Below are 21,932 nucleotides of genomic sequence, written 5' to 3'. Positions count from 1 at the left end.
TGCCCATGGTATTAACACCTATCCTAGGATAGTGAATGCCATCTCGTTTTAATTCAGCTTTATTTTTAAAAACCGTTTCTTCTTCGCCTGGTGTCTATCGTATGTACGATGACAAGGGCGAAGTGATTTATGTCGGTAAAGCAAAAGATCTCAAAAAGCGCCTTTCTTCGTATTTCCGCGCTAATTTACCTAATGTAAAAACCCAAGCGCTTGTAGCTCGCATTGCCAATATCGATGTCACACTGACTCACAGTGAAACTGACGCATTGATACTGGAAAATGATTACATCAAACAATACATGCCTAAATACAATGTATTGCTTCGAGATGATAAATCCTATCCTTATATTTTATTGAGTGGTCATAAACACCCACGTTTGGCGTATCACCGAGGTCCTAAAAGAGAGAAGGGCCATTATTTTGGACCTTATCCCAATGGTGGAGCGGTGCGCGAAAGTTTGCACCTTATGCAAAAATTGTTTCCTATTCGTCAATGTGATGACTTGTACTATAAGTCACGCTCTCGACCTTGTTTACAATACCAACTCTCTCGTTGTAGTGCGCCATGTGTTGGCGCTGTTTCTGATAGCGACTATGCAGAGCAAGTTAAACTTGCAGGGTTATTTTTACGTGGCAAAGATAAGCAGGTGATCACTGAACTGGTTGCTAAGATGGATCATGCTGCAACCGAAATGGAATATGAGTCGGCAGCCCAATATCGAGATCAAATCACCGCACTAAGGCGAGTTGCCGAGCAACAAGAAGTGTCGAACCACAAGGGCGATATGGATGTGATTGGCGTACACTACGCCTCGGGTATTGCGTGTTTTCATTTGTTATTTATTCGAGATGGTAAAATATTTGGCAGTCGAAGCTATTACCCATCTGTACCTGCTGAAACCGAACTTGAAGAAGTATTGGTGTCTTTTATCGGGCAGTTTTATTTAAATGCCGATATTCAACGTACTATTCCTAAAGAAGTGTTAATCAGTGAATCATTTGCTGAAAAAGCCGTTTTGGAAACCACCATATCAACAGCACTTGAACGCAAATTCGAAATCAAAACCCATGTACGTGGTGAGCGAGCTAACTTTTTACGTTTGGCTGTGACCAATGCAAGTAATGCCGTTAATACTCGCTTGTCCCACAAAAATACCGTCGAACAACGTTTTCAGCTACTAGAAGAAGCACTGGAGTTCACCAAGCCTATCTCACGAATGGAATGTTTTGATATCAGTCATACTATGGGTGAGAGCACTGTTGCTTCTTGTGTGGTGTTTAATCGCGAAGGTCCACACAAGGCAGACTATCGCCGTTATAACATTAACGGTATAACAGGGGGCGATGACTATGCTGCGATGGAGCAAGCCTTAAAGCGACGTTTTGATAAAATTGATAACAACGGAAAGGTGCCTGACATTGTATTTATTGATGGTGGTTTAGGGCAATTACGTATTGCTCAGGCAGTCGTTGATGAAAAGTGTGTGCATCTTGATAATCCTCCTTTATTGATTGGGGTAACAAAAGGTGAGGGCCGTAAAGCAGGCTTAGAAACCTTTGTATTTGGTAATAATGAACAAACCTTTGAGCTGGCTAGTGATTCACCTGCTTTTCATTTAATTTTACATATTCGTGATGAATCACATCGATTTGCTATTACTGGGCATCGTAATAAACGTCAAAAAACCAGAAACACATCAACACTTGAGTCAATCCCTGGTGTTGGACCAAAACGACGTAAGTTATTGTTACAACATTTAGGTGGAATTCAAGAAGTGAAGGGCGCTAGCGTGGCAGAATTAACAAAAGTGCCCGGAATTAGCCTAGAAATGGCACAAACAATCCATGATGCATTGCGAGGGGGATAAAATTAAGGCAAGATTGGCGCTGTTTCTGACTATTTGGTTTCTTTCATGCCTTTTAATTTACCTATAGCGCTAACACTTTTTCGGTTATTACTTTTACCGGTATTTGTGATTGTTTTTTATCTTCCCTATTCTTGGGCACCGTTTGCTTCTGCATTTATCTTTTGGCTGGCAGCAGTCACAGATGCATTAGATGGCTATGCAGCAAGAAAGTTAAAGCAATCGACGCGTTTTGGGGCGTTTCTTGATCCGGTTGCGGATAAAATAATGGTAACAACAGCGCTTGTGTTACTGGTTCAGCAAAATGACAATATTTATCTTACATTGGCTGCATTATTCATGATTGGCCGTGAAATTGTTATTTCCGCATTACGTGAGTGGATGGCTGAAATCGGCAAACGGGGTGTTGTGGCGGTTTCTTGGATTGGTAAATATAAAACAGCAGCTCAAATGGTCGCGATTGTTGGCTTAATTTGGCAGCCTAATGAATTCTTGACCAATGTGGCTTATGGATTATTCTATATTGCTGCAGTGCTGACTTTCTGGTCTATGATGAGTTATATTTCAGCAGCTTGGAAAGACTTAACGGCAGAGTAGCTTAATAAAAGTTCAATAAGTTTATTTAGTGTTCATTCAGTTAGTTTTGTTGAAAACAGCAATTGACACCGACAGTGAAATCGGTAGAATGCACCCCCGTAGACAGAGATGCTCTAGCGTATAACCGCAAGGTTGCAGCAAGATGACATCAAGGCTTATTTGAGAAGATAAGCAAATGATTGCGACATTAGCTCAGTTGGTAGAGCGATACCTTGCCAAGGTATAGGTCATCGGTTCGAACCCGATATGTCGCTCCAATCATTCTCTATACGGCGCGATGGCAGAATGGCTATGCTGCGGATTGCAAATCCGTCGACCTCGGTTCGACTCCGGGTCGCGCCTCCACAAATTTTGTTTAATTGTATTGATTTACATACAGTTAAAACAACACTTTTGCCCGAGTGGTGGAATCGGTAGACACAAGGGATTTAAAATCCCTCGCTTAATAGGCGTGCCAGTTCAAGTCTGGCCTCGGGTACCATTATAAGAAAGCCTCGACATTAGTCGGGGCTTTTTTGTATCTAAAATTTGAATTTGCCTCTATGTCTAGGACAAAAGATAAATCCCTCGTCGTTTTAAGATAGCGCGTACCAGTTCAAGTCTGGCCTCGGGTACCATCATTTACATACGTAAGTATGGTGCGAAAAAGCCTCAACGAAAATTAGGTTTTTTTTGTGCCTGTAATTCGAGCGTTGGCGAAAGGTAAAACCCTCGTCGTTTTAAGATAGGGCGCGCCATTTTAAGCCTAGCCTCGGATACCATTATTTACATACGTAAGTATGGTGCAAAAAAGCCTCAACGAAAGTTGGGGCTTTTTTGTATCTAAAATTTGAATTTGCCTCTACGTCTAGGGCAAAAGATAAATCCCTCGTCGTTTTAAGATAGGGCGTGCCAGTTCAAGTCTGGCCTCGTGTACCATCATTTACATACGTAAGTATGGTGCAAAAAAACCTCAACGAAAGTTGGGGCTTTTTTGTATCTAAAATTTGAAACTTGCTTCTTGGGGAAAAGATAAAACCCTCGTCGTTTTAAAATAGGGCGTGCCAGTTCAAGTCTGGCCTCGGGTACCACTATTCTTCTATGAAGAGCTTACATACGAATTAGTATTAAGGTGCATGGTGCAAAAAAGCCTCAACGAAAGTCGGGGCTTTTTTGTGTCTGAAATTTGAATTTTCCTTTACGTCTAGGGCAAAAGATAAATCCCTCGTCGTTTTAAAATAGGGCGTGCCAGTTCAAGTTTGGCCTCGGGTACCATTATTCTTCTATGAAGAGCTTACATACGACTTATTGTATTAAGTGTATGGTGCGAAAAAGCCTCAACGAAAGTTGAGGCTTTTTTGTATCTAAAATTTGAAACTTGCTTCTTGGGGAAAAGTTAACATTTCTCCCCTTATTAAAACTTTGTCGTATGAAAGTCACTTATTTCCGCCTAAGCCTAATTCGGGGCATTACTTGCTCATTTCTATTAACTGTTTTTTGAACAAGCCCACAGTTTAATCAATATAAGTTCACAAAGTAGAACGAACACTCTACTATGGGTAGAGTGTTCGTTCTACTAGTGGTGTGTTTGTGCTTAAACAACAAATTGCAGCAAGTCTTGAAGATGTGTTTAGCCAGTTTGGTTTTGCTGAACCGAGTGTTTCTCAGTTACAAAAAGCGTGTGATGTGAGTTTGAGAACCTTGTATAAACATTTTCCTTCTAAAGAAGAAATGATTGTCGCTGCGTTAGATTATCGTCACCAACGATACTTATCTTTTTTGGAACAAGATACAACATCACTTTCTGCGACAGAATCTGTGCTGTGTATTTTTGATCGCTTGCAGCAGTGGATGGAGCAATATGCGCCTAACGGATGTATGTCGATGAATGCCATTGCTGCTTTTCCTGAAAATGAAGCGATCAAAGACGCGGTAGATAAGCATAAACAACAAGTTAAGCATTACTTAGGTAATGTTTGTCAACGACCTGATCTGGCTACGCAATTATTCATCTTGCACGAGGGCGTATCAAGTGTATGGCCTTTATTAGGTGCTGATGCGTTTATCTCAACCAAAATCACAATAACCACGTTACTGGAGCACTAATATGTCACCCATTTCAACATCATTGCCACCTACCATGAGTGGGATTCAGCTTTTAGGCCATGGCGGACCCGAAGTCTTAGCGCTAAACAATGACATTGCTGTACCAAGTTTTACGGACGAAGATGTGGTGATAAAAGTATTAGCCACAGGAGTGAATAATACAGACATTAATACCAGAACGGCTTGGTACTCGAAATCTGATGCTGATAGCGACGATGCCAGCTGGTCAGGTAATGCATTAACTTTTCCACGGATCCAAGGTGCGGATGTGTGTGGTGTGATAGTGGCCGTTGGGGCAGGTGTTAACCGCAATAGAATAGGCCAGCGAGTGTTAATTGAACCGTGTTTACGTTTTGCCAAAGGAAAACGTTTAGAGAGCCCTTGGTATTTTGGCTCAGAATGTGATGGAGGATTTGCAGAGTATACCGTGGTGGCCGATCAACATGCCCATGCTATAGATAGTGAGTATTCTAATGAGGAGTTGGCATCATTTCCATGTTCCTATTCAACGGCTGAAAATATGCTAACTCGAGCTAGAGTGACTGCCAAGGATACGGTATTGCTCACTGGTGCTTCTGGAGGTGTTGGCTCCGCAGCAATTCAGTTAGCAAAAGCACGTGGTGCTAAGGTGATTGCTGTAACCAGCCCAAGTAAGAATGAGCAACTTCTTGCATTGGGAGCCGATCAAGTTTTGGAGCGTAATATTGATTTAGTGAAAAGCTTAGGCCGAAACAGTGTCAATGTGGTGATTGATTTGGTGGCTGGCAAGCAATGGCCACAATTGTTAGATATCTTGATGCCAGGAGGACGCTATGCGGTATCCGGTGCTATTGGCGGTGCTATCGTTGAGCTTGATGTAAGAACCTTATACTTAAAAGATTTAAGTTTTTATGGTTGCACAGTGCTTGAACCAAACGTGTTTCCAAATTTAGTTAAGGCTATTGAGCAGAAAAAGATAGCCCCTGTGATTGCAGAGGTTTTTCCTTTAGCTAAGATTAACGATGCTCAGCTGATGTTTGAGCAAAAACAACATGTTGGGAAAATTGTACTCACTGTTGGCTAAGTATGCTTAATGCAATGATGGCCAACAATGTCTTGTACCATAATTGATTGGCTTTTAGTTAACCGACTTGTTGATTTTGGTTCACTTCGATGAGGTCGACCACCATTTTACCCCAGTGTTGATAAACCTCAGCACTAGGGTGAAAACCATCTTCAGCCATGACCGCATCAGTGAGCGATTCGCGCATATTTAATAGTTCACAGGGTAAATCGCTTTTTGATACCCAAAGTTGTAAAGCGAGATTAAATTCAGCGGCGCGTGCGCCTAAAAACCAACGAAAAGGTTGCGGTAAAGCAGGAAAAGCCTCCATCGGCGGCACTGCGGTAATTATAATGTGTTGGCAATTAAGTTTGCTTTTTAATAAATCGCAAAGTTGCTTAATGTGTAGAATCCAAGTGCTGCTTGTAATGGGGCTTAGTACATCATTAACGCCTAAGGATAATACCGCGATATCTATATTTTTTGAGCTGTTATCAGGGATCACTTTATTAAGGTGATTTACACACGCTTGAGTATTGCTACCGCTTTTAGCAATCAATTGCCAATGAACTTGACGAATGTGATGGGTGTTAACACCCGAATGACGTGATTTTAAATGAGACAGAATTTGCCCAGTAAGCGCCTGTTGTTGGGTTTCCACTCCTACGCCAGCAGCGGCAGAGTCACCGACAATGAGTAGGTTTAATGGGTCGACTGTTTGATTTAATGCCTGATTTAATGAGCCATCATGAGGCGCTAGATTATCGACTCCTTCTCGCAGTCCTGTTGCTTCTGGTAATGGTAATGTCGTTTTTTTTACCCAAATGGCCTGCACGAGATAGACAGGCCAAAGCAGTAATAAACTAAGGTAATGCATATGTCGGTGTCCTTTCCGTTTGTTGTGTTAAGTTATTGCATTAAACCAGACTAAATTTGATTTCATAAAGTTGTTCAACGCCTGGGTAAACTTCTTGTATGAGTGATTTCAGCATGTCTAAAGGCATATTCTCTTGCATAGCGTGAGTGTCATCTAGCTGATGAAATGCCACTTTCTTTATCGAAATAACCTTAATATTGCAAAACCAGCGTTCGTCTTCAAATGTCGACACACTGAGGGTTTCGCCTTCGATGAAATGAGCTTCAGATTCATCTCGTAAGGTAATCGTTTTTGCACCAGATAAAATATCTTCTTCAAAGCGACTAAAAAAGCTAATAGGGGTTAGTTCAGGCATTTAACGGTTATTCTTGTGTTGTAGTGATAACATTTTGCGATATTTATTATACATCTAGCAAGTGATTCAATTTCGTCATATTTCACAATCTAATCAGATAGCTTAACTTAACGACCTGAATAACATATCATGTGCGCTTTTTTGTCCATTGCCATGGACGATATGATGAAGGAACTTCCATTGCACACGCTAGCTCAATTACAGTCCGGTGAATTAAAACAGCAACACATCAAGCGATTACAAATAGCAGAGCAATTAACGACATTTCCGTTAGAGATTTTAACCTTGTCGGACTCTTTGGAAGTGCTTGATCTTTCAAATAACCGACTAAGCAGTTTACCTGATGAGTTTGCTTGCTTAGCTGAGCTTAAAATTCTGTTCCTTTCATTTAATTGTTTTACCGAAATCCCATCTGTCATTGCTCAGTGCCCTAAACTTGAAATGATTGGCTTTAAAGCCAATCAAATTGAATCGGTACCAGAGAATTGCTTTCCGGTTGATACCCGCTGGCTTATTTTGACTGACAATCAAATCACCCATTTACCAGAGTCAATGGGGCAATTACATCGCTTAAAGAAGTGTGCTTTAGCAGGGAATGTGATTACTCAATTACCCGATTCAATGCAGAACTGTCATGAACTTGAGTTACTGAGAATATCGGCCAACAAGTTAGCAAGTGTACCTGATTGGTTATTAAGTCTCCCAAAGCTTGCTTGGCTGGCATTTAGTGGAAACCCTGTGACGCAAAGTAGCGAAACTCATGCAGACTTTTTACAAGCAAGCATGTCTGAATTTGTATTAGGCGATCAATTAGGTCAAGGCGCTTCAGGGGTGATATATCAAGCTCAATGGAACAAGGCGCAATTGGATAGTGCTCAAACGTCTAGTCATCAAACCGTTGCGTTAAAGATGTTTAAAGGGGCTGTTACGTCAGATGGATACCCAAAAGATGAGCTTCATTGTTGCTTAACCGCAGGTGAACATCCAAATCTGATTAAAGTGTTAGCGCAAATTGCTGAGGGGGATGACTTAGGTTTAGTTATGGAGATTATCCCTTCTGGTTATTATAATTTAGGTTTACCACCATCGTTAATTACCTGCACACGAGATACCTTTGCCGATGAAATGAGTATCTCACTGGATAGCATTATAAAGGTTATGGCGAGCATGGCTGGTGCATTAGCCCATTTGCATCAACAAAAAGTCAGTCATGGCGATATTTATGCGCACAATACTATGATAGATGACAGTGCAAATATTCTGTTCGGTGACTTTGGTGCCGCGACGGATTTAAATAAATTATCTGTATCGCAAGTCAATCAAATGCAAGCAATAGAAGTGAGAGCCTTTGGCAATATGTTAGAAGATCTTCTCGGACATTACAGTCAATCTTCTTTACATGAAAGTAGTGACTTGGCTGACAAAACGCTATTCACGTCGTTATTATTATTGACAGAACAATGTTTAAATAACTCAGTGAGTCAGCGCCCAAGTTTCAACGAACTCGCTCAACAAATATCAAGTTTACGTTAAACCATATTGGCTTAAACATGCGAGCTTGGTTAATGACAAAGGAATGGAATGACACAAGCTCAAATTGACATCATATCCCAGCAGATCAAGCAATGCCGTTTATGTGAATCAAGGTTAGCCCATGGTGTTAATCCTGTGGTACAGATCCATTCGAAGGCGAAAATCTTAATTGCAGGGCAAGCTCCTGGGCTTGCTGTGCATCAATCAGGTATTCCTTTTAATGACGCTAGTGGAGATAGACTAAGGGACTGGTTAGGCATAGATAAGGCTGTATTCTACGATCCCGAAAAAGTCGCTATTCTCCCCATGGGCTTTTGTTATCCAGGAAAGGGCAAAAGTGGCGATTTACCGCCGTTAAAAATATGTGCGCAAACTTGGCGAGAACACGTTTTAGCAGAGTTGACTCACATTAAGCTGACCGTACTTGTTGGTAAATATGCTCAAGACTATCATTTAAATGAAACCAAACAGTCTTTAACGCAAACAGTACAAGACTGGCAAAAATACCCCGATTCAATTCTGCCTTTACCTCACCCAAGTCCAAGAAATAATATATGGTTGGCAAAAAATCCGTGGTTTGCCGAGAAATTGTTACCTGAGCTCAAGCGTCGAGTCAATCAAGCGCTCGCGATGTCGCCTATATAAGTCGGCGATATATTAGTCTTTCGCGCTGTGTTTTCATGCTATTTGCTCGCAAAATGGGCATTTGAACAATAAGTTTCATTTTTATGTTGATCCTATCTGAAAAATCAGTAAAGTATGCACCACATCAGCGGCGGCAACCGATTGCTTACGTTGAAAAACAAATTTTGTAACGCGTTATGACGAGTTACCAGAGTTTGCCCGAGTGGTGGAATCGGTAGACACAAGGGATTTAAAATCCCTCGCTTAATAGGCGTGCCAGTTCAAGTCTGGCCTCGGGTACCATTACAATAAAGCCTCGACATTAGTTGGGGCTTTTTTGTGTCTGTAATTTGAGCGTTGGCGAAAGATAAATCCCTCGTCGTTTTAAGATAGGGCGCGCCAGTTCCAGTATGGTCTCGGGTACCATTATAAGAAAGCCTCGACATTAGTCGGGGCTTTTTGTATCTAGAATTTGAAACCTGCCTCTTGGGCAAAAGATAAATCCCTCGTCGTTTTAAGATAGGGCGTGCCAGTTTAAGGCTGGCCTCGGGTATCATCATTTACATACGTAAGTATGATGCGAAAAAGTCTCAACGAAAGTTGGGGCTTTTTTGTGTCTAAAATTTGAATCTACGTTTAGGGCAAAAGATAAATCCCTCGTCGTTTTAAGATAGGGCGTGCCAGTTTAAGGCTGGCCTCGGGTATCATCATTTACATACGTAATGTCTAGTCCTAAAATAGGTTGACGGTTTTTGTTAAGCCAGTTGGTACTCCCTACTGGCTTTTTCATGCACCTCGTTTGGGGTTTTCATCCCTAAACTAAGATGCGGTCGTAATTCATTGTAAATTGCTACCGATTCCTTGACCAAGGTCCTGAGCTCCTCCATCGTTCGGCAGCGATAAAGCAAAAACTCATGCTTTAAAATACCATTCACACGCTCAGCCAGTGCATTTTGGTAGCAGTCATACCCATCCGTCATTGATGGCGTCATACCGTTCACTGCTAATGCCATTTGGTATTCCTCTGAGCAATACTGCATCCCTCTGTCTGAGTGATGAATGATATGACCTGTTGTTTGACGACTCTTTACCGTCATATCCAGCGCTTTGACGACATCGCTCGCTTTCATCTCATGACTTAACTCGTACCCCATTATTTTTCTAGAATATGCGTCTGTCACCAGCGATAAGTAATGTGTTCCTTCATCTGATTTCACGTAGGTGATGTCGCTAACTAGCACTTCTTCTACTCGTTCAACAATCTTGTCTTTAAGCAAATTAGGATGCTTTCTAAGCCAGTGATGACTATTCGTTGTTTTGGTGTAATTTTTTCTCGGCTTCACCAACATATCTCGCTGTTTCAGGTATTGAAATAGCCCATCCCGACCGAGTTTTATGCCTTGCTCAACCAACTGTGGCTTGATGAGCTGGTAGAGCTTACGTGTCCCCAATCTTGGCATAAACTGGCGCCAATACTTCACCATCGACACAACGGGTTTAAGCCTTTCGGTTCTTGTTTCAGCACGTTGTTTCCACTGGTAAATCGCTTGTCTTGATAAATTAAATTGCCGACTCGCTGCCGCTAGCTTTACCGTGCCTTTTTCTTTGGCAATCCAGAGCGCTCGGCTAAGTACTTTTTTTCTAAATCGATACCATATTCATTTTTTAACAGTTCAACCATATCGCCATAAATCATATTTTTCATTTCTAGGTTAGAAACTTGCTTCTCTAATCGTTTAATTTTCTGGGCGGGGGTCTCTTTACTTTTAGACATAAGAGAGTGCTCAGTAGGGAGTGTCCAGTCTAATCTACCATGCTTTCTCAACCATGTAAGGACGGTGCTTCGACCTTGGATACCGTAGTGCTCTTGAGCTTGCTTATAGGTTAGCTCGCCTTTTTCTACTTGGCTGACGACGGCTAATTTAAAGCCTAATGTGTAATCACGCTGTGTTCGTTTAACGCTGATTGCGCTTGAAGGTTTCATAGATAAGTCTCCAAAGTGTCAACTTATCTCAGGACGGGACATAAGTATGATGCGAAAAGCCTCAACGAAAGTTGGGGCTTTTTTGTATCTAGAATTTGAAACCTGCCTCTTGGGCAAAAGATAAATCCCTCGTCGTTTTAAGATAGGGCGTGCCAGTTCAAGTCTGGCCTCGGGTATCATCATTTACATACGTAAGTATGGTGCGAAAGCCTCAACGAAAGTTGGGGCTTTTTTGTATCTAAAATTTGAAAATTGCTTCTTGGGGAAAAGATAAATCCCTCGTCGTTTTAAGATAGGCTAGCTGGGCCACTGTTTAATGTGCCGCTATGGATAAAATATCAAAAGCTTTGTAAGACGCATTTGATCGCTCGTTTTGCAAGATTTGAAAATGACGTGAGATAGGATGTGAAAGCCTCCAATCATCCCAAATAGGAGGCTTTAATTTGTCGTTTGACGCTACTTTTTTATGGGTTAATGTATTTTTTAAAGGCTGGAGCTGGTTTAAAGCTAGGTTGATTAAAACCTAGGATTTCGATGCTTTCACCCGTTTGCGGGTTCCGTCCATTCTTAGCCAAATGATACCTTAATTCAAAGGTGCCAAATTGCGGTAAATACACTTTTTCGCCTTCTGCTAACGCTTTATGAAGTTGGATAAGAATTTGCTCTAACTGTGGCTTTAATTGAGATTGAGAAACGCCGATATCAGACGCCATGACTTGTAATAATTGCTTCTTGTTCATAAATGCTGCAGTGAATAAATATTGAAAAAATTTTTGCGGGGCATGTTTATAACAGTTCTTATAATCCTTTCCTAGTTTCTTTAGTTCAATTAGCTGCTTAGTAGTCAGCGGTTAAGTTTTTTGTTCTATTTTTATCCTTCTTTCGTAGTAACTTGTAACTGAACGTCACAGTCTGTAACACAAGGTTGATATTTTTTTGCCATACTTAATTGTCTATGGCGTTAAGACGGGAGAGAAATGAATGAGAATTTTGTATTATCTACGTGTCTCTTTCACTTTTATTAGTTTGTTATCAATTGCTTTTGCAGGCCAAACTCATGCAGTGCAGGCTCAAAGGCTGTCACAAGATCAAATTCAGCCAGCAACATACAAAACACTTGCTCAGCATGTGACTTTACTTTCATTAGTGGAATCTTCCGTTATTTGGCAAGATTACTTAACTATCTTGCAAAAGGGCAGTGAGGCGGAAAAACTCGAGTACATAGACAAAATTCAACAAGAGATCGCTCGCTTCTGGCATGATCGAAATGTACGCTTGCCTTATGATTCGCTGACTTCTTCTATGTCCGAAAAACGACAGGTTTATGCCTTAGAGCCTGCGGTTGAAGACTATCTTAGTGTTCAAAATCACATTAGGCGCTTATTGTGGCTGAATCAACGCCATGATTGGCCTCAAATACAACCTGGTGGCTTATTAAGGCCAGGTGATAGCCATAAGACCATCAGTTTGATTTCTCAAAGACTCTGGTTATTGGGAGATTTATCTTCTCGATCTGAAACCCAATACACTTATGACAATACAATTGCGATGGCGGTGGCAAGATTTCAGCGGCGTCATGGTTTGAAAGCTGATTCTGTTATTGGCCCCAAAACATTACATTGGATTAATCAAACTCCACTGCAACGCGCTGAATTATTAGCCAGCAATTTTGTTGAAAAAACCAGTTATTTGTCTGACTTAGGTGAGCGCTACTTGTTAGTGAATATACCTGCATTTGAAATGGTATTAGTCAATGAAAGCCAAATCGCATTGAGCTCTAGAGTGATCGTAGGCAAAGCCTACAGACGAACACCTGTGATGCAGGGGCAAATCTCCAACATCGTCATCAACCCTACTTGGACCGTTCCTAAAAAACTAATGCGACGAGATATTCTGCCAAAGGTTGCCCAAGATGGACATTACATTACTGACAGGCAGTTTGATGTGTTTGATATCACTGGTACTAAAGTGAATAAAACAGCTTCAGAGTGGCAAGATATTGTTTCAACAGGCCCGTTTCCTTATCGGTTAGTGCAGAGGCCAGGTAAGATAAATGCGCTTGGACGCTACAAATTTCACTTTAAAGATGATCTCAATATCTATTTACATGACACGCCAGATAAAGCCTTGTTTGATGAAGATGACCGAGCATTATCATCTGGCTGCATTCGAATCGAAAAAGTACAAGAACTAGCGGAGTGGTTTGCCGAAAATGTGGTGATTGATAAACGCACTTGGCATCGAATGCAGGAGCAAGGCGAGCAAACGCAATGGTTTTCACTTTCTCAAACAGTGCCAGTCCACCTGGTTTACTGGAATGCATGGGTTGATGAAACTAACCTCGCTCAGTTCCGTAATGACATTTATCATTTAAATAACATTAAGCAAACTGAAGTGGCTAATAATGCAGCAACTTCGTTACAAGTGTCTTCTCGTTAAGTTATTGACCAGATTAACACTTGCTGTTTTGTTCATAATTTAAGCTGATTTTATCGGCTTGAATGCTTGCTATTGTCTCACTTTCCGTTTAACTTCGCTTTCAATTGTGTAAAAAATGCACATGTTTTTGATTATTTGAAAGTGGTGAGTGAATGTCTTTAGTGTGTCCTGCCCGTCGGCAATTAGTGTTAGGTTTAAGTGGTGTTGCTGTCGCTTCTATGTTTTCCAATCCAGTTCAAGCAAGCCGTTCTACTCAAGGTGTTAGAGAACTCAGTTTTTACAATCGTCATACCGGAGAGCGTCAAAAAGGCCAGTTTTGGGCTGAAGGTGAGTATGACCAAGATACTTTGTCATTATTTAGCGAAGTACTACGCGATCATCGCCAGAACCAATCAGCGCCTATGGATAAGCGTTTATACGAATTTGTTTATCAGCTACAACAGGCTTTAGGTAATACTGATGAAGTTCATGTCATTTCCGGTTACCGCTCACCAAAAACCAACAATATGTTAGCAGCTAAGAGTAATGGAGTCGCAAAGAAAAGCTACCACATGAAAGGAATGGCGATGGATCTTGCAATCCCAGGCGTTGAGCTTAAAAGCCTTCGTGATGCTGCAAAGTCATTAAAATTGGGTGGCGTAGGTTATTATCCACGTTCTGGTTTTATTCATGTGGATTGTGGCCCTGTAAGAAGTTGGTAGTGTTTTCATATTGACACTATTAACGATGTGACTGCTTGATACTATCTTGAGAAGCATGAGTGAATGGTATGATTTTTACTTAATAACTTGTTGAGTCAAGGTGGCTATGATAGAATCCGCGCGCTTTGTTAAAGAACAAGCACGAGTTGTTATTGGTCGAAAATAACAACATCAATTTATTTTTTATAAGTGAGAAACACATGTCTTACACTATTCAAGCTGAAATCCGTACTGAAATCGGGAAAGGTTCGAGCCGCCGCCTACGTCATGCGAATTTAGTTCCTGCTGTTATCTACGGTCCAGGTAAAGAGCCAATGTCAATCAAAATGGCTCAAAAAGATATCGTAAACATTCAATTGAATGATGACTTCTACAACACTGACTTAACACTAGTTATCGACGGTAAAGAAGTTAAAGTACGTGTACAAGCAATGCAACGTCACGCGTACAAAACGCTAATCGAACACATTGATTTCAAATTTGCTTAATTGCTAGTTTGAGTGAAAAAAGCGCCTTAATGGCGCTTTTTTTGTGTCTGTAAATTGGCGGTATTGAAGTAACGGTAGTTCACTGTGAAATGACAAGCTGTATTAGGTTTATAGCAATAGCGGTTGCTATCAGGTTTATAGCAATAGCGGTTGCTATCGTTTTAGCGGATTAATCGACGTTAAAACTGTAGTAAATATCAAGAGACTGATTGATCGTCCCTGAGACGGTTTCTAAATATAACTGTGACAAAATATAGTATCGAACTGTCATCTCATATCCTGGGTTAAATACACCAATACCGTATTTCACCATTAAGTCTTCGCCAATGTAGCCACTAATGGCAAATCGTCCTTCATCGTTCGCATCTAGCTGGACGTTAGAAAAACCAAATTTTTCAATCAAGCCTGTGGCTGTTGAGCCAATATTATTGATTGCTCCACCACCTAATTGCGAGCCTAAGCTTAATGCGGCTCCCATCATTAAGGCATTATTTTGCTCGTTGCTGGAGTTACTAAATCCTGCGCCAGTAATAATATAAGAGAGAATTTCTGCTTGCTCTTTTGCTGGACTTGAAAACAAGGTGACCTCAGGTTGCATTGCTGTACCTGTCACTCGTACGCCCGCAGTTAAGTCTTCATCTTTAATTTCTCTGACTGCTTCAATATTTAGATTAGGGACTTCGGTAGGGCCGGAGAATTGTACTTCGCCCGTACTAATCGTCAGTGTTTGTCCCATGAATTTATAAGAGCCATTAGTGACCTTAATATCACCAAATAGTAGGGGAGGCTTGAATGCTTGTTGTTGCAGCAAAAGGGTGCCACGTAATTTTCCGCTAAGGCCCATACCGTCAATCAGTAATTCATTACCAACTTTAATATTTAAATCCGAGACGACGGCGTAAGGGCTTGTTTGTTGCTCTTTTTCAGAAATAGAATCGTTAAATACGACATCTGAGGAAACGGCAACGCCGCCTTCTGCAAGCTGAACAACTGTAATTTCACCCGTTGGAATTTCGACATTGCCTTTTATCGCCAGTTGCGTTGTGTCGAAAGTAATATTGATGTCGGGAGAGATATCTAATATCGCAATTGGAGGTTGAATAAATGCGAGCTTGTCGCCCAGAATATCAATATCACCGCTAAATCGACCATCAGGCCAAGCCAACGTCCCCGCCACACTAGCTTTACCATCTCCCATTGCTAACGTGCCATCAACTTTTGCCTGTTGACCTTTTAACTGCATTGCTAGAGTAATATCGTCAATTAACGTTGGGTTGTTCGTTGTGGCTAAAGCCCCGTTTTCTAGGCTTAAGCTTCCTTGCACCTCAGGCTGAGTTAGGTTACCTAATATACTCAGGTCCGCTGCGAACAAGCCTTCTAATGTTGCGAGTTTAGGGAAAAAGCCCCTTAGAGGCCCTATATTAATCGTATCGGCTTTGATAAAGCCTGTTAATGCGCGTTCTTCATCATTACTAATGCTGATTTGACTGTTAATTTCTGCAATATTCTCAGCGCTAACAGTAAGGCTGCTTTTGAGCTGTGTTTCATCAATCACAGCATCCAGCTTGATGGTATCGTAGTGTAGGTTGATTCGATCGTTTTCAGTGCGGCGTAATGCTATATCCCCACCATTAAGCAAAAGCGCAATGTTGGCTTTAAGTTTGTCAGTTTCTGACCACTGAGCTGTTGCTTCTAAGTCGGACTCACCAGTCCAGTTTAGACGAGGAGGCAGCAGCGGCTGTAACAAGTTACCTGGTTGGCCATTGATACTTAGCGAAAGATCGCCTTGTGTACCAAATCGACCTTGCTGGTTTAAGCACAGACTACTATGGGTTTGAATTAAGCAAAAAGGTGTAATCTGTCCATCTTGATTGAGCTGATCCCATTGGATATTAACAGGATTATTTATTTGCCAAGCACCTAATAAATTTGAAATAACAAGTGAGTTAATGTCGGTATTAAAGGTTTGCTTTTGTTCATTAAACTGATTATTGATTTGAGTGTTTAATGCGATGTCACCTTGCGTATTGAGTTTAATTTTTTGTTCAGCAAGGGTTCCTTCGGCGCTAAGCGTTAATTCTGTTAAATCAATCTGTTGCCATGAAAGCTGGTTATTATTGATGTTAAGCGTAAATTGATGTTCATTTAACGGTAGGTAATGGCCTTTAAGAGTTAACTGTTCAATATCAATATCAGCAAATTTAACATTACTCACTCGGCCACTTACGTCAACGATTGGTTGCGTATCATCCCCTGTCACATCAATTTTTGCATAAATCTCGCCTTTAGCATTAGGTAACCACTGGCTAACATCAGGTACGGAGAGCTCAGCATCGACATCCCAAAAACGGCTAGCTTGACCATTAATTAATAGTTCTGCTCCTAAAGCACTTGCCTGTAAATTGTCGGCATTGATGGCGAACTTATCATTGAAATCGATATTCCCTTTCACCGTTAACGGAAAATCATTTAATGTGCCACTGAGATCGGCATCTTCTACGGTTATTTGCCATTGTTCATCATCAATAACGCCAGCGGATAGCAGTGAACCATCAATATTGCTTGCAAGTTCCGTTAATTCATAAAGATAGGGGATTTTGTCTAGTTGAAGCGAAGATGTCGCTAATTGTGCTGACCAACTGACCTTATCATCAAAGTTGAGGTTGCCGTCTGCTACTAGGTTTCCAGCTTCTGACTCGACATCAAGATGCGAGATAATGAGCTCATTTTGACTAAGCTCAATATTGGCATCAAGCACTAAAAGAGGGTGATACGGGCTTAAAAACTCACCACTAAAAATGGCAGACTGTTGATGAATGTTTCCTTTACTGGTGAGCTTACTTAATCTCGCGGTGTAATCGGACTTATCAAGTGGCCAGTTAATATTTGCTTGAGCAATTTCAATTTGATAATCCATTTCTGGCTTACTTAACTCAATAATTGCTTCAAAGTCGATGTCTACATCGCCAGTTGCAGACACTAATAACGATAAGTTGTCGAAACCATTTTCGGCCTCAATCGCTATTTTTTGTTGAGTTAACTCAGGTACTTCAGTCACCTTACTAAGGTTAAACTTGGCATCAATATTCATTGGATAGTCATGATTAAGACTAATATCACCAACGAGAGAAGCCTCGCCATAATCATGAGAGACCGATAATGCTTGCACATCAATTAAGTATTCAACATAGCTACCAGTTAGTGAAATATGAGAAAAATTATCAGTTCTATTACCTAATTTCATTACGCTGTCATGGGTAATGAGCTCATCAACATAAATAGGAAAAGTCATGTAAACGGCAGGCAAGTTGGACATGGCCCAGGTTTCTAATTCTGATGATGAAACGTTTTTATCTTGATTATCTGGGCTTGAGGTTGCTTGCGCATCGGCAGTATCTTGTTGGGAAGATTCACCTAATGGTATATCGACTAATAAGCCTTCACTATGTAAGTAATTTACTCTGAGTCCACTCTTATTCCATAACGCTTTACCTTGCAGGCGACCTGCGTTGTAACGCATGTCATTCACTGTGACTTTTACGCCGCTCAGATCTAATTGATTGAGTCCAATAGTGACGGGTAAAATCAACGGTGAAGGGGATTGCTGCTCAGAGGCATCCTCATTATTGGTGTCTTTAGCGTTGTCATTTTCTGATGGCTTAGAAGGTTCATCATCTGCAAACTGATCGGTTTGTACTATGACAGTAACATCATCAGCAAATAAGTTATCAACACAAATCTGTTTGTTAAAAAGACAAGTTGGAACCCATGAGAGGCTTAGGCCTTCAACCTCTACAGCGACGCCGTCCATTGACCAACGAGCGGTAGTAAATTCAAGTTGATTGTTTATAGTGCCTGATTTTAAGTTTAACGCTAAATTAGGAACAAATTGGTTGGCTAGCATCACACTGATCTGGGCACCAATCGGAGTGCCAATCAGAATTGCTATCAGCATCAATAACAATAAAGGGATATAAATAGCAGTACGAGTACAGAGTTTAAACGCTTGCCAACAACGACCTAAAAATGATTTTGGTGGTTTTGATGCAGGTATATGCGCTAACGACGAACTGTCGTGTTGATTGCTATTTTCTGTTTTAGGGGGCATAGAATCAGTCATTATAAGTCTGTCCCCATGGTTAAATGAATTCGCCAAGAACGGTCAATGGTTTCAGTTTCTTTTAGGCCTACACCTAAGTCAAACTTAATAGGACCAATAGGTGAAATCCAATGAATACCGCCGCCAACAGAGACTACAGGCTCAAATTGTTCAGTATCAAAAGCATTACCAGCATCGACAAAAGTGGCGACTCGCCAAGTGTCAGTGAGATAATATTGATACTCTAAACTACCAACGACTAAATAGCGTCCACCGACAACCTGCCTCGATAAGCCGCCTTCAGAGTTAACATACTCGATATAAGGGCCTAATTCTTGAAAGCCGTAACCACGAATCGATTGATCGCCACCGGCAAAATAACGAAGTGAAGGCGAGATTTGATCAATTTGATCACTATCAGCAATATTTGCGCCTAAATCCAGACGTGATACAAAACGATGACGTTCAAAAAAAGTATCAATCCATTTTAATCTTGCTTCGATTTTCGTTAAGCGAATTTCAGAGCCTAGATTAGGATCGCCATACTCGAGACTGTAAGTTTGTCTAAAGCCTGACTTAGGGTCTAAGGTGTTGTCTCCACGCGTTGTTTTACTTAATCCAAAACCAGCCAATACAAATTGCGGGTCATAGTCAGTATCAGATTGATTATAAAACTCATGGTTATATTCTAAGGAGTAGCCAAATAACCAGCCGCTGTCTAATCGTTGTTGCCTGATTATCCCAAACAAGCGTTTTTCAGATTCCAGTTGCCCCGTATAATCGTAGTTTCTGTCATCTTCATTGTAATCTTGCGTCACCCCGTATTTATCACGTAATAAACCAACCCTAAATTTAAGCTGATCATCAAGAGGATGAGTTAACGGAATGGTATAAGTGGTTAAAAACTTGGGTCTGTCAGGCGACCATTCCATTGTGGTTTCTTGGGTATGACCATAACTGTTAATTTCTGGCATACGCCAAGTAAGCCGAACTCTTGGCTCAACGGTTTTTTCTGCATTGGTTCCAATATCGGCGCCCAAACCCACCTCAAAAGAGTGAGTGGGTCTTGGGGCTAAATCAACTTTAATCGGTACTTTAGTCTCAGACATGTTATCAATTTGAGGTAACACTTTAATATTACTGAAATAACCGGTATCAATTAAATTCCGATTAAGCCGGTTTAGCCGTTGGGTTGAGTAATTCGCATTAGGGTCAAATGGAATGAGCTTTTCAAGTAAATCATCATTTATGGTCTGGCCTGAAAACGTGACTTCACCCATTTTGTATCGTCTTCCTGATTCAAAATAGAGGTGGATTTTAGCGGTATTTAAATCACGATTAATTTCAATTTCAGAGCGAGTAAAAGCCCCGTCAAAATAGCCTCTGGCCAGTGCTAGTGTTACTAGATTTGATTTTAATTCTGAATAAACACCATGGTTAAGGGTATCACCTGGTTTAATTGTTAACTGATTCATCCAGCGATTAAAACTATTATCATCGAGCATTTCATCACTGAATTTGATGTCAATCCATTGAATGATAGTCGGTTCGCCTTCATCAATATTAATAGTGAGTTTCCAAGGGGAATTTTTGGACTCGGTGACATTAATATCCACTTTTGCGTGATATCGGCCCATTGATTCAAGTGCAGCAGTAACATTATCTTCTACGGTAAACAAAAATGCGCGGCGCTGAACTTGAGAAGTGGGTGATTCACCTAAGTGAGCACGTACGTTTTTGGCCAAACTGCCAGAAACACCCTGCAGTTCAATCGTTAGCCATTCATCTTTTTTAGCCCGAGCAAAATTTGATGCCAATGAAACAAGGGCAACGCAAATGACTAGGCAATATTGTAAAGACTTGGATAACAATGACTGAATGCTTATCAACAAATAAAGATGGTTTACCTATTGTCGCCAGATTACCGCAATCAGGCAAGGTTATGATTGAAATTACCGCCTGAAATGGTTACAAAGATACAAACTGATCAAGGACTTGCTTAAAATGAAAACAATAACACTAGCACTGATAGCATCAATGGCTTTATTTTCTGGTTTGGCGAACGCAAAAACTAAACCTTTTGCGATAGCCATTCATGGTGGAGCAGGGACCATTCAGCAAAGTAGCTTTACCCCTGAGCAAGAAAAAGCCTATCGAGCGAAGCTAAAAGAAGCGGTAGATGCAGGCTATGCTGTTTTAGATAAAGGCGGCTCTAGTTTAAGTGCAGTAACCACTGCAATTAATGTATTAGAAAACTCACCGTATTTTAATGCGGGTAAAGGTGCGGTATACACTCATAATGAACAGCATGAAATGGATGCATCTATTATGGATGGTAATACCATGAACGCAGGTGCGGTTGCTGGCGTTAAACACATTAAAAATCCGATTGATTTAGCGCGCTTGGTAATGGATGAGTCTGTCCATGTCATGCTTTATGGAGAAGGGGCTGAAGAGTTTGCTTTAACTCAGGGGGTCCAATTGGTGGCTAACGAAACCTTTAATACCCAAAAACGTTATCAAGGTTTACAGCGTGCAAAAGCAAAAATGGCTGAAGCGAAAACCAGTGCAGATTACCAAGCTGCGCACCAACAGTTAGACACAGAATATAAAGTTGGTACCGTTGGCGCGGTCGCATTAGATAAACAAGGTAATATTAGTGCAGGTACCTCAACCGGCGGAATGACGAATAAACGCTATGGTCGTATTGGCGATGCGCCCGTTATTGGTGCTGGAACTTATGCTGAGAATGGAGTGTGCGCAGTGTCAGCGACTGGACATGGTGAATATTTTATTCGCTACCAAGTCGCAGGTGATATTTGCGCCAAAGTGAAATACCAAAGTAAGTCGATTATTCAGGCGGCCGATGAAGTGATTAATCAAAGATTGATTACCGCTGGCGGTACAGGTGGCGTGATAGCAATTGATCATCGCGGCAATATTGCGACCCCTTTTAATACAGAAGGTGTGTACCGCGCGACCCGTAAGAGCGGGGAAGAAGCACAAGTGATGATTTGGCGTGATAAGTAAGCCTTAACTTTCTTTGTTATTGTTATCAATCACGATTGAGATTTAAAAAAGCATCAAGTATTCGCTTGGTGCTTTTTTAGTTCAGCCTATGTTGAGTTTGAGGTCGTAGCTTATTTGTGCCCCATTTCGCGTTAAGGTATTTACTTGCATTAGATCTAGTCTGCAAGTTTTCCATAGGTTCTTTTATGTGCTTAGACTTATTTTCGCTTATTA

General features: G+C 41.0%; 16 protein-coding genes and 4 tRNA genes. 14 read left to right on the top strand and 6 right to left on the bottom strand.

Annotated features, from left to right (window positions below; genetic code table 11):
• Positions 1–35 precede the first annotated feature (35 nt).
• The 7 genes from uvrC (at position 36) to SJ2017_RS13515 (ending at position 5,610) form a co-directional block, all read left to right on the top strand.
• On the top strand, positions 36–1,868 hold the full coding sequence (uvrC, locus tag SJ2017_RS13545; protein ID WP_080916094.1) for an excinuclease ABC subunit UvrC: 1,833 nt from the start codon (positions 36–38) through the stop codon (positions 1,866–1,868).
• A gap of 45 nt (positions 1,869–1,913) precedes the next feature.
• Positions 1,914–2,462, top strand: coding sequence for a CDP-diacylglycerol--glycerol-3-phosphate 3-phosphatidyltransferase (gene pgsA, locus SJ2017_RS13540; protein WP_055026385.1), 549 nt, complete (start codon positions 1,914–1,916; stop codon positions 2,460–2,462).
• 181 nt (positions 2,463–2,643) lie between these two features.
• Positions 2,644–2,719: transfer RNA gene (locus tag SJ2017_RS13535), tRNA-Gly, on the top strand.
• Between the two features lie 14 nt (positions 2,720–2,733).
• A tRNA-Cys gene (locus SJ2017_RS13530) sits at positions 2,734–2,807 on the top strand.
• A 50-nt stretch (positions 2,808–2,857) separates the two neighbouring features.
• Positions 2,858–2,943, top strand: a tRNA-Leu gene (locus tag SJ2017_RS13525).
• A 1,088-nt stretch (positions 2,944–4,031) separates the two neighbouring features.
• Positions 4,032–4,547, top strand: coding sequence for a TetR/AcrR family transcriptional regulator (locus tag SJ2017_RS13520; protein WP_080916093.1), 516 nt, complete (start codon positions 4,032–4,034; stop codon positions 4,545–4,547).
• 1 nt (position 4,548) lies between these two features.
• Complete coding sequence (locus SJ2017_RS13515) at positions 4,549–5,610, top strand: alcohol dehydrogenase family protein (RefSeq protein ID WP_080916092.1); 1,062 nt, start codon at positions 4,549–4,551, stop codon at positions 5,608–5,610.
• Between the two features lie 58 nt (positions 5,611–5,668).
• Here SJ2017_RS13515 and SJ2017_RS13510 read toward each other — a convergent pair whose 3' ends face one another.
• Both SJ2017_RS13510 and yqfB read right to left on the bottom strand, forming a co-directional pair.
• The gene (locus SJ2017_RS13510) at positions 5,669–6,466 is read right to left on the bottom strand and encodes an SGNH/GDSL hydrolase family protein (RefSeq protein ID WP_055026541.1); all 798 of its coding nucleotides are present in this window, start codon (positions 6,464–6,466) and stop codon (positions 5,669–5,671) included.
• A 40-nt stretch (positions 6,467–6,506) separates the two neighbouring features.
• Complete coding sequence (gene yqfB, locus SJ2017_RS13505) at positions 6,507–6,821, bottom strand: N(4)-acetylcytidine aminohydrolase (protein WP_055026540.1); 315 nt, start codon at positions 6,819–6,821, stop codon at positions 6,507–6,509.
• A 180-nt stretch (positions 6,822–7,001) separates the two neighbouring features.
• On the opposite strand from yqfB, the gene SJ2017_RS13500 reads away from it, so the two are divergent.
• The 3 genes from SJ2017_RS13500 to SJ2017_RS13490 all read left to right on the top strand — a co-directional run bounded on the left by SJ2017_RS13500 (position 7,002) and on the right by SJ2017_RS13490 (position 9,281).
• Positions 7,002–8,354: a leucine-rich repeat-containing protein kinase family protein gene (locus tag SJ2017_RS13500; RefSeq protein WP_080916091.1), complete on the top strand. Its 1,353-nt coding sequence runs from the start codon at positions 7,002–7,004 to the stop codon at positions 8,352–8,354.
• A 48-nt stretch (positions 8,355–8,402) separates the two neighbouring features.
• Positions 8,403–8,999 (top strand): uracil-DNA glycosylase family protein, encoded by a 597-nt coding sequence (locus tag SJ2017_RS13495; RefSeq protein WP_080916090.1) that lies wholly within the window; start codon positions 8,403–8,405, stop codon positions 8,997–8,999.
• 196 nt (positions 9,000–9,195) lie between these two features.
• Positions 9,196–9,281: transfer RNA gene (locus SJ2017_RS13490), tRNA-Leu, on the top strand.
• Positions 9,282–9,733: 452 nt separating this feature from the next.
• Here the strand turns inward: SJ2017_RS13490 and SJ2017_RS13485 are convergent.
• Together SJ2017_RS13485 and SJ2017_RS13480 are read right to left on the bottom strand one after the other, a co-directional pair.
• Positions 9,734–10,962 (bottom strand): IS3 family transposase gene (locus tag SJ2017_RS13485; protein ID WP_156003178.1). Its coding sequence is split into 2 segments (ribosomal slippage): positions 9,734–10,611 and positions 10,611–10,962, totalling 1,230 coding nucleotides; the frame shifts between segments, so codons are not numbered across the junction.
• A gap of 464 nt (positions 10,963–11,426) precedes the next feature.
• Entirely contained in the window at positions 11,427–11,792 is a 366-nt protein-coding gene (locus SJ2017_RS13480) for an HU family DNA-binding protein (RefSeq protein ID WP_276328896.1), read from the bottom strand.
• A 151-nt stretch (positions 11,793–11,943) separates the two neighbouring features.
• Between SJ2017_RS13480 and SJ2017_RS13475 the strand changes: the two genes are divergently transcribed.
• The 3 genes from SJ2017_RS13475 (at position 11,944) to rplY (ending at position 14,590) form a co-directional block, all read left to right on the top strand.
• Positions 11,944–13,401, top strand: coding sequence for a L,D-transpeptidase family protein (locus tag SJ2017_RS13475; RefSeq protein WP_080916088.1), 1,458 nt, complete (start codon positions 11,944–11,946; stop codon positions 13,399–13,401).
• A 152-nt stretch (positions 13,402–13,553) separates the two neighbouring features.
• The gene (gene mepK / locus SJ2017_RS13470; RefSeq protein WP_055024730.1) at positions 13,554–14,102 is read left to right on the top strand and encodes a peptidoglycan L,D-endopeptidase MepK; all 549 of its coding nucleotides are present in this window, start codon (positions 13,554–13,556) and stop codon (positions 14,100–14,102) included.
• Positions 14,103–14,302: 200 nt separating this feature from the next.
• Complete coding sequence (gene rplY, locus SJ2017_RS13465) at positions 14,303–14,590, top strand: 50S ribosomal protein L25 (protein ID WP_055024729.1); 288 nt, start codon at positions 14,303–14,305, stop codon at positions 14,588–14,590.
• 169 nt (positions 14,591–14,759) lie between these two features.
• Here the strand turns inward: rplY and tamB are convergent, their stop codons facing one another.
• On the bottom strand, positions 14,760–18,710 hold the full coding sequence (gene tamB / locus SJ2017_RS13460) for an autotransporter assembly complex protein TamB (protein ID WP_080916087.1): 3,951 nt from the start codon (positions 18,708–18,710) through the stop codon (positions 14,760–14,762).
• Positions 18,710–20,506, bottom strand: a complete 1,797-nt coding sequence (locus SJ2017_RS13455) for an autotransporter assembly complex protein TamA (protein ID WP_244899693.1) — start codon at positions 20,504–20,506, stop codon at positions 18,710–18,712. The genes tamB and SJ2017_RS13455 overlap by 1 nt, the downstream gene beginning before the upstream one ends.
• A gap of 187 nt (positions 20,507–20,693) precedes the next feature.
• Here SJ2017_RS13455 and SJ2017_RS13450 point away from each other — a divergent pair, with 187 nt between their 5' ends.
• Positions 20,694–21,719 (top strand): isoaspartyl peptidase/L-asparaginase family protein, encoded by a 1,026-nt coding sequence (locus SJ2017_RS13450; protein ID WP_080916086.1) that lies wholly within the window; start codon positions 20,694–20,696, stop codon positions 21,717–21,719.
• Positions 21,720–21,932: the final 213 nt, after the last annotated feature.

The sequence above is a fragment of the Shewanella japonica genome (assembly GCF_002075795.1).
GTDB classification, from domain to species: domain Bacteria; phylum Pseudomonadota; class Gammaproteobacteria; order Enterobacterales; family Shewanellaceae; genus Shewanella; species Shewanella japonica.
This window is presented reverse-complemented; position numbering and strand designations above follow the sequence as displayed.

Coding starts and splice junctions, on each gene's coding strand:
- yqfB (WP_055026540.1), bottom strand. CDS start 6,821: ATGCCTGAACTAACCCCTATTAGCTTTTTTAGTCGCTTTGAAGAAGAT.
- SJ2017_RS13495 (WP_080916090.1), top strand. CDS start 8,403: ATGACACAAGCTCAAATTGACATCATATCCCAGCAGATCAAGCAATGC.
- SJ2017_RS13510 (WP_055026541.1), bottom strand. CDS start 6,466: ATGCATTACCTTAGTTTATTACTGCTTTGGCCTGTCTATCTCGTGCAG.
- SJ2017_RS13515 (WP_080916092.1), top strand. CDS start 4,549: ATGTCACCCATTTCAACATCATTGCCACCTACCATGAGTGGGATTCAG.
- tamB (WP_080916087.1), bottom strand. CDS start 18,710: ATGACTGATTCTATGCCCCCTAAAACAGAAAATAGCAATCAACACGAC.
- rplY (WP_055024729.1), top strand. CDS start 14,303: ATGTCTTACACTATTCAAGCTGAAATCCGTACTGAAATCGGGAAAGGT.
- SJ2017_RS13450 (WP_080916086.1), top strand. CDS start 20,694: ATGAAAACAATAACACTAGCACTGATAGCATCAATGGCTTTATTTTCT.
- pgsA (WP_055026385.1), top strand. CDS start 1,914: ATGCCTTTTAATTTACCTATAGCGCTAACACTTTTTCGGTTATTACTT.
- SJ2017_RS13475 (WP_080916088.1), top strand. CDS start 11,944: ATGAGAATTTTGTATTATCTACGTGTCTCTTTCACTTTTATTAGTTTG.
- uvrC (WP_080916094.1), top strand. CDS start 36: ATGCCATCTCGTTTTAATTCAGCTTTATTTTTAAAAACCGTTTCTTCT.
- mepK (WP_055024730.1), top strand. CDS start 13,554: ATGTCTTTAGTGTGTCCTGCCCGTCGGCAATTAGTGTTAGGTTTAAGT.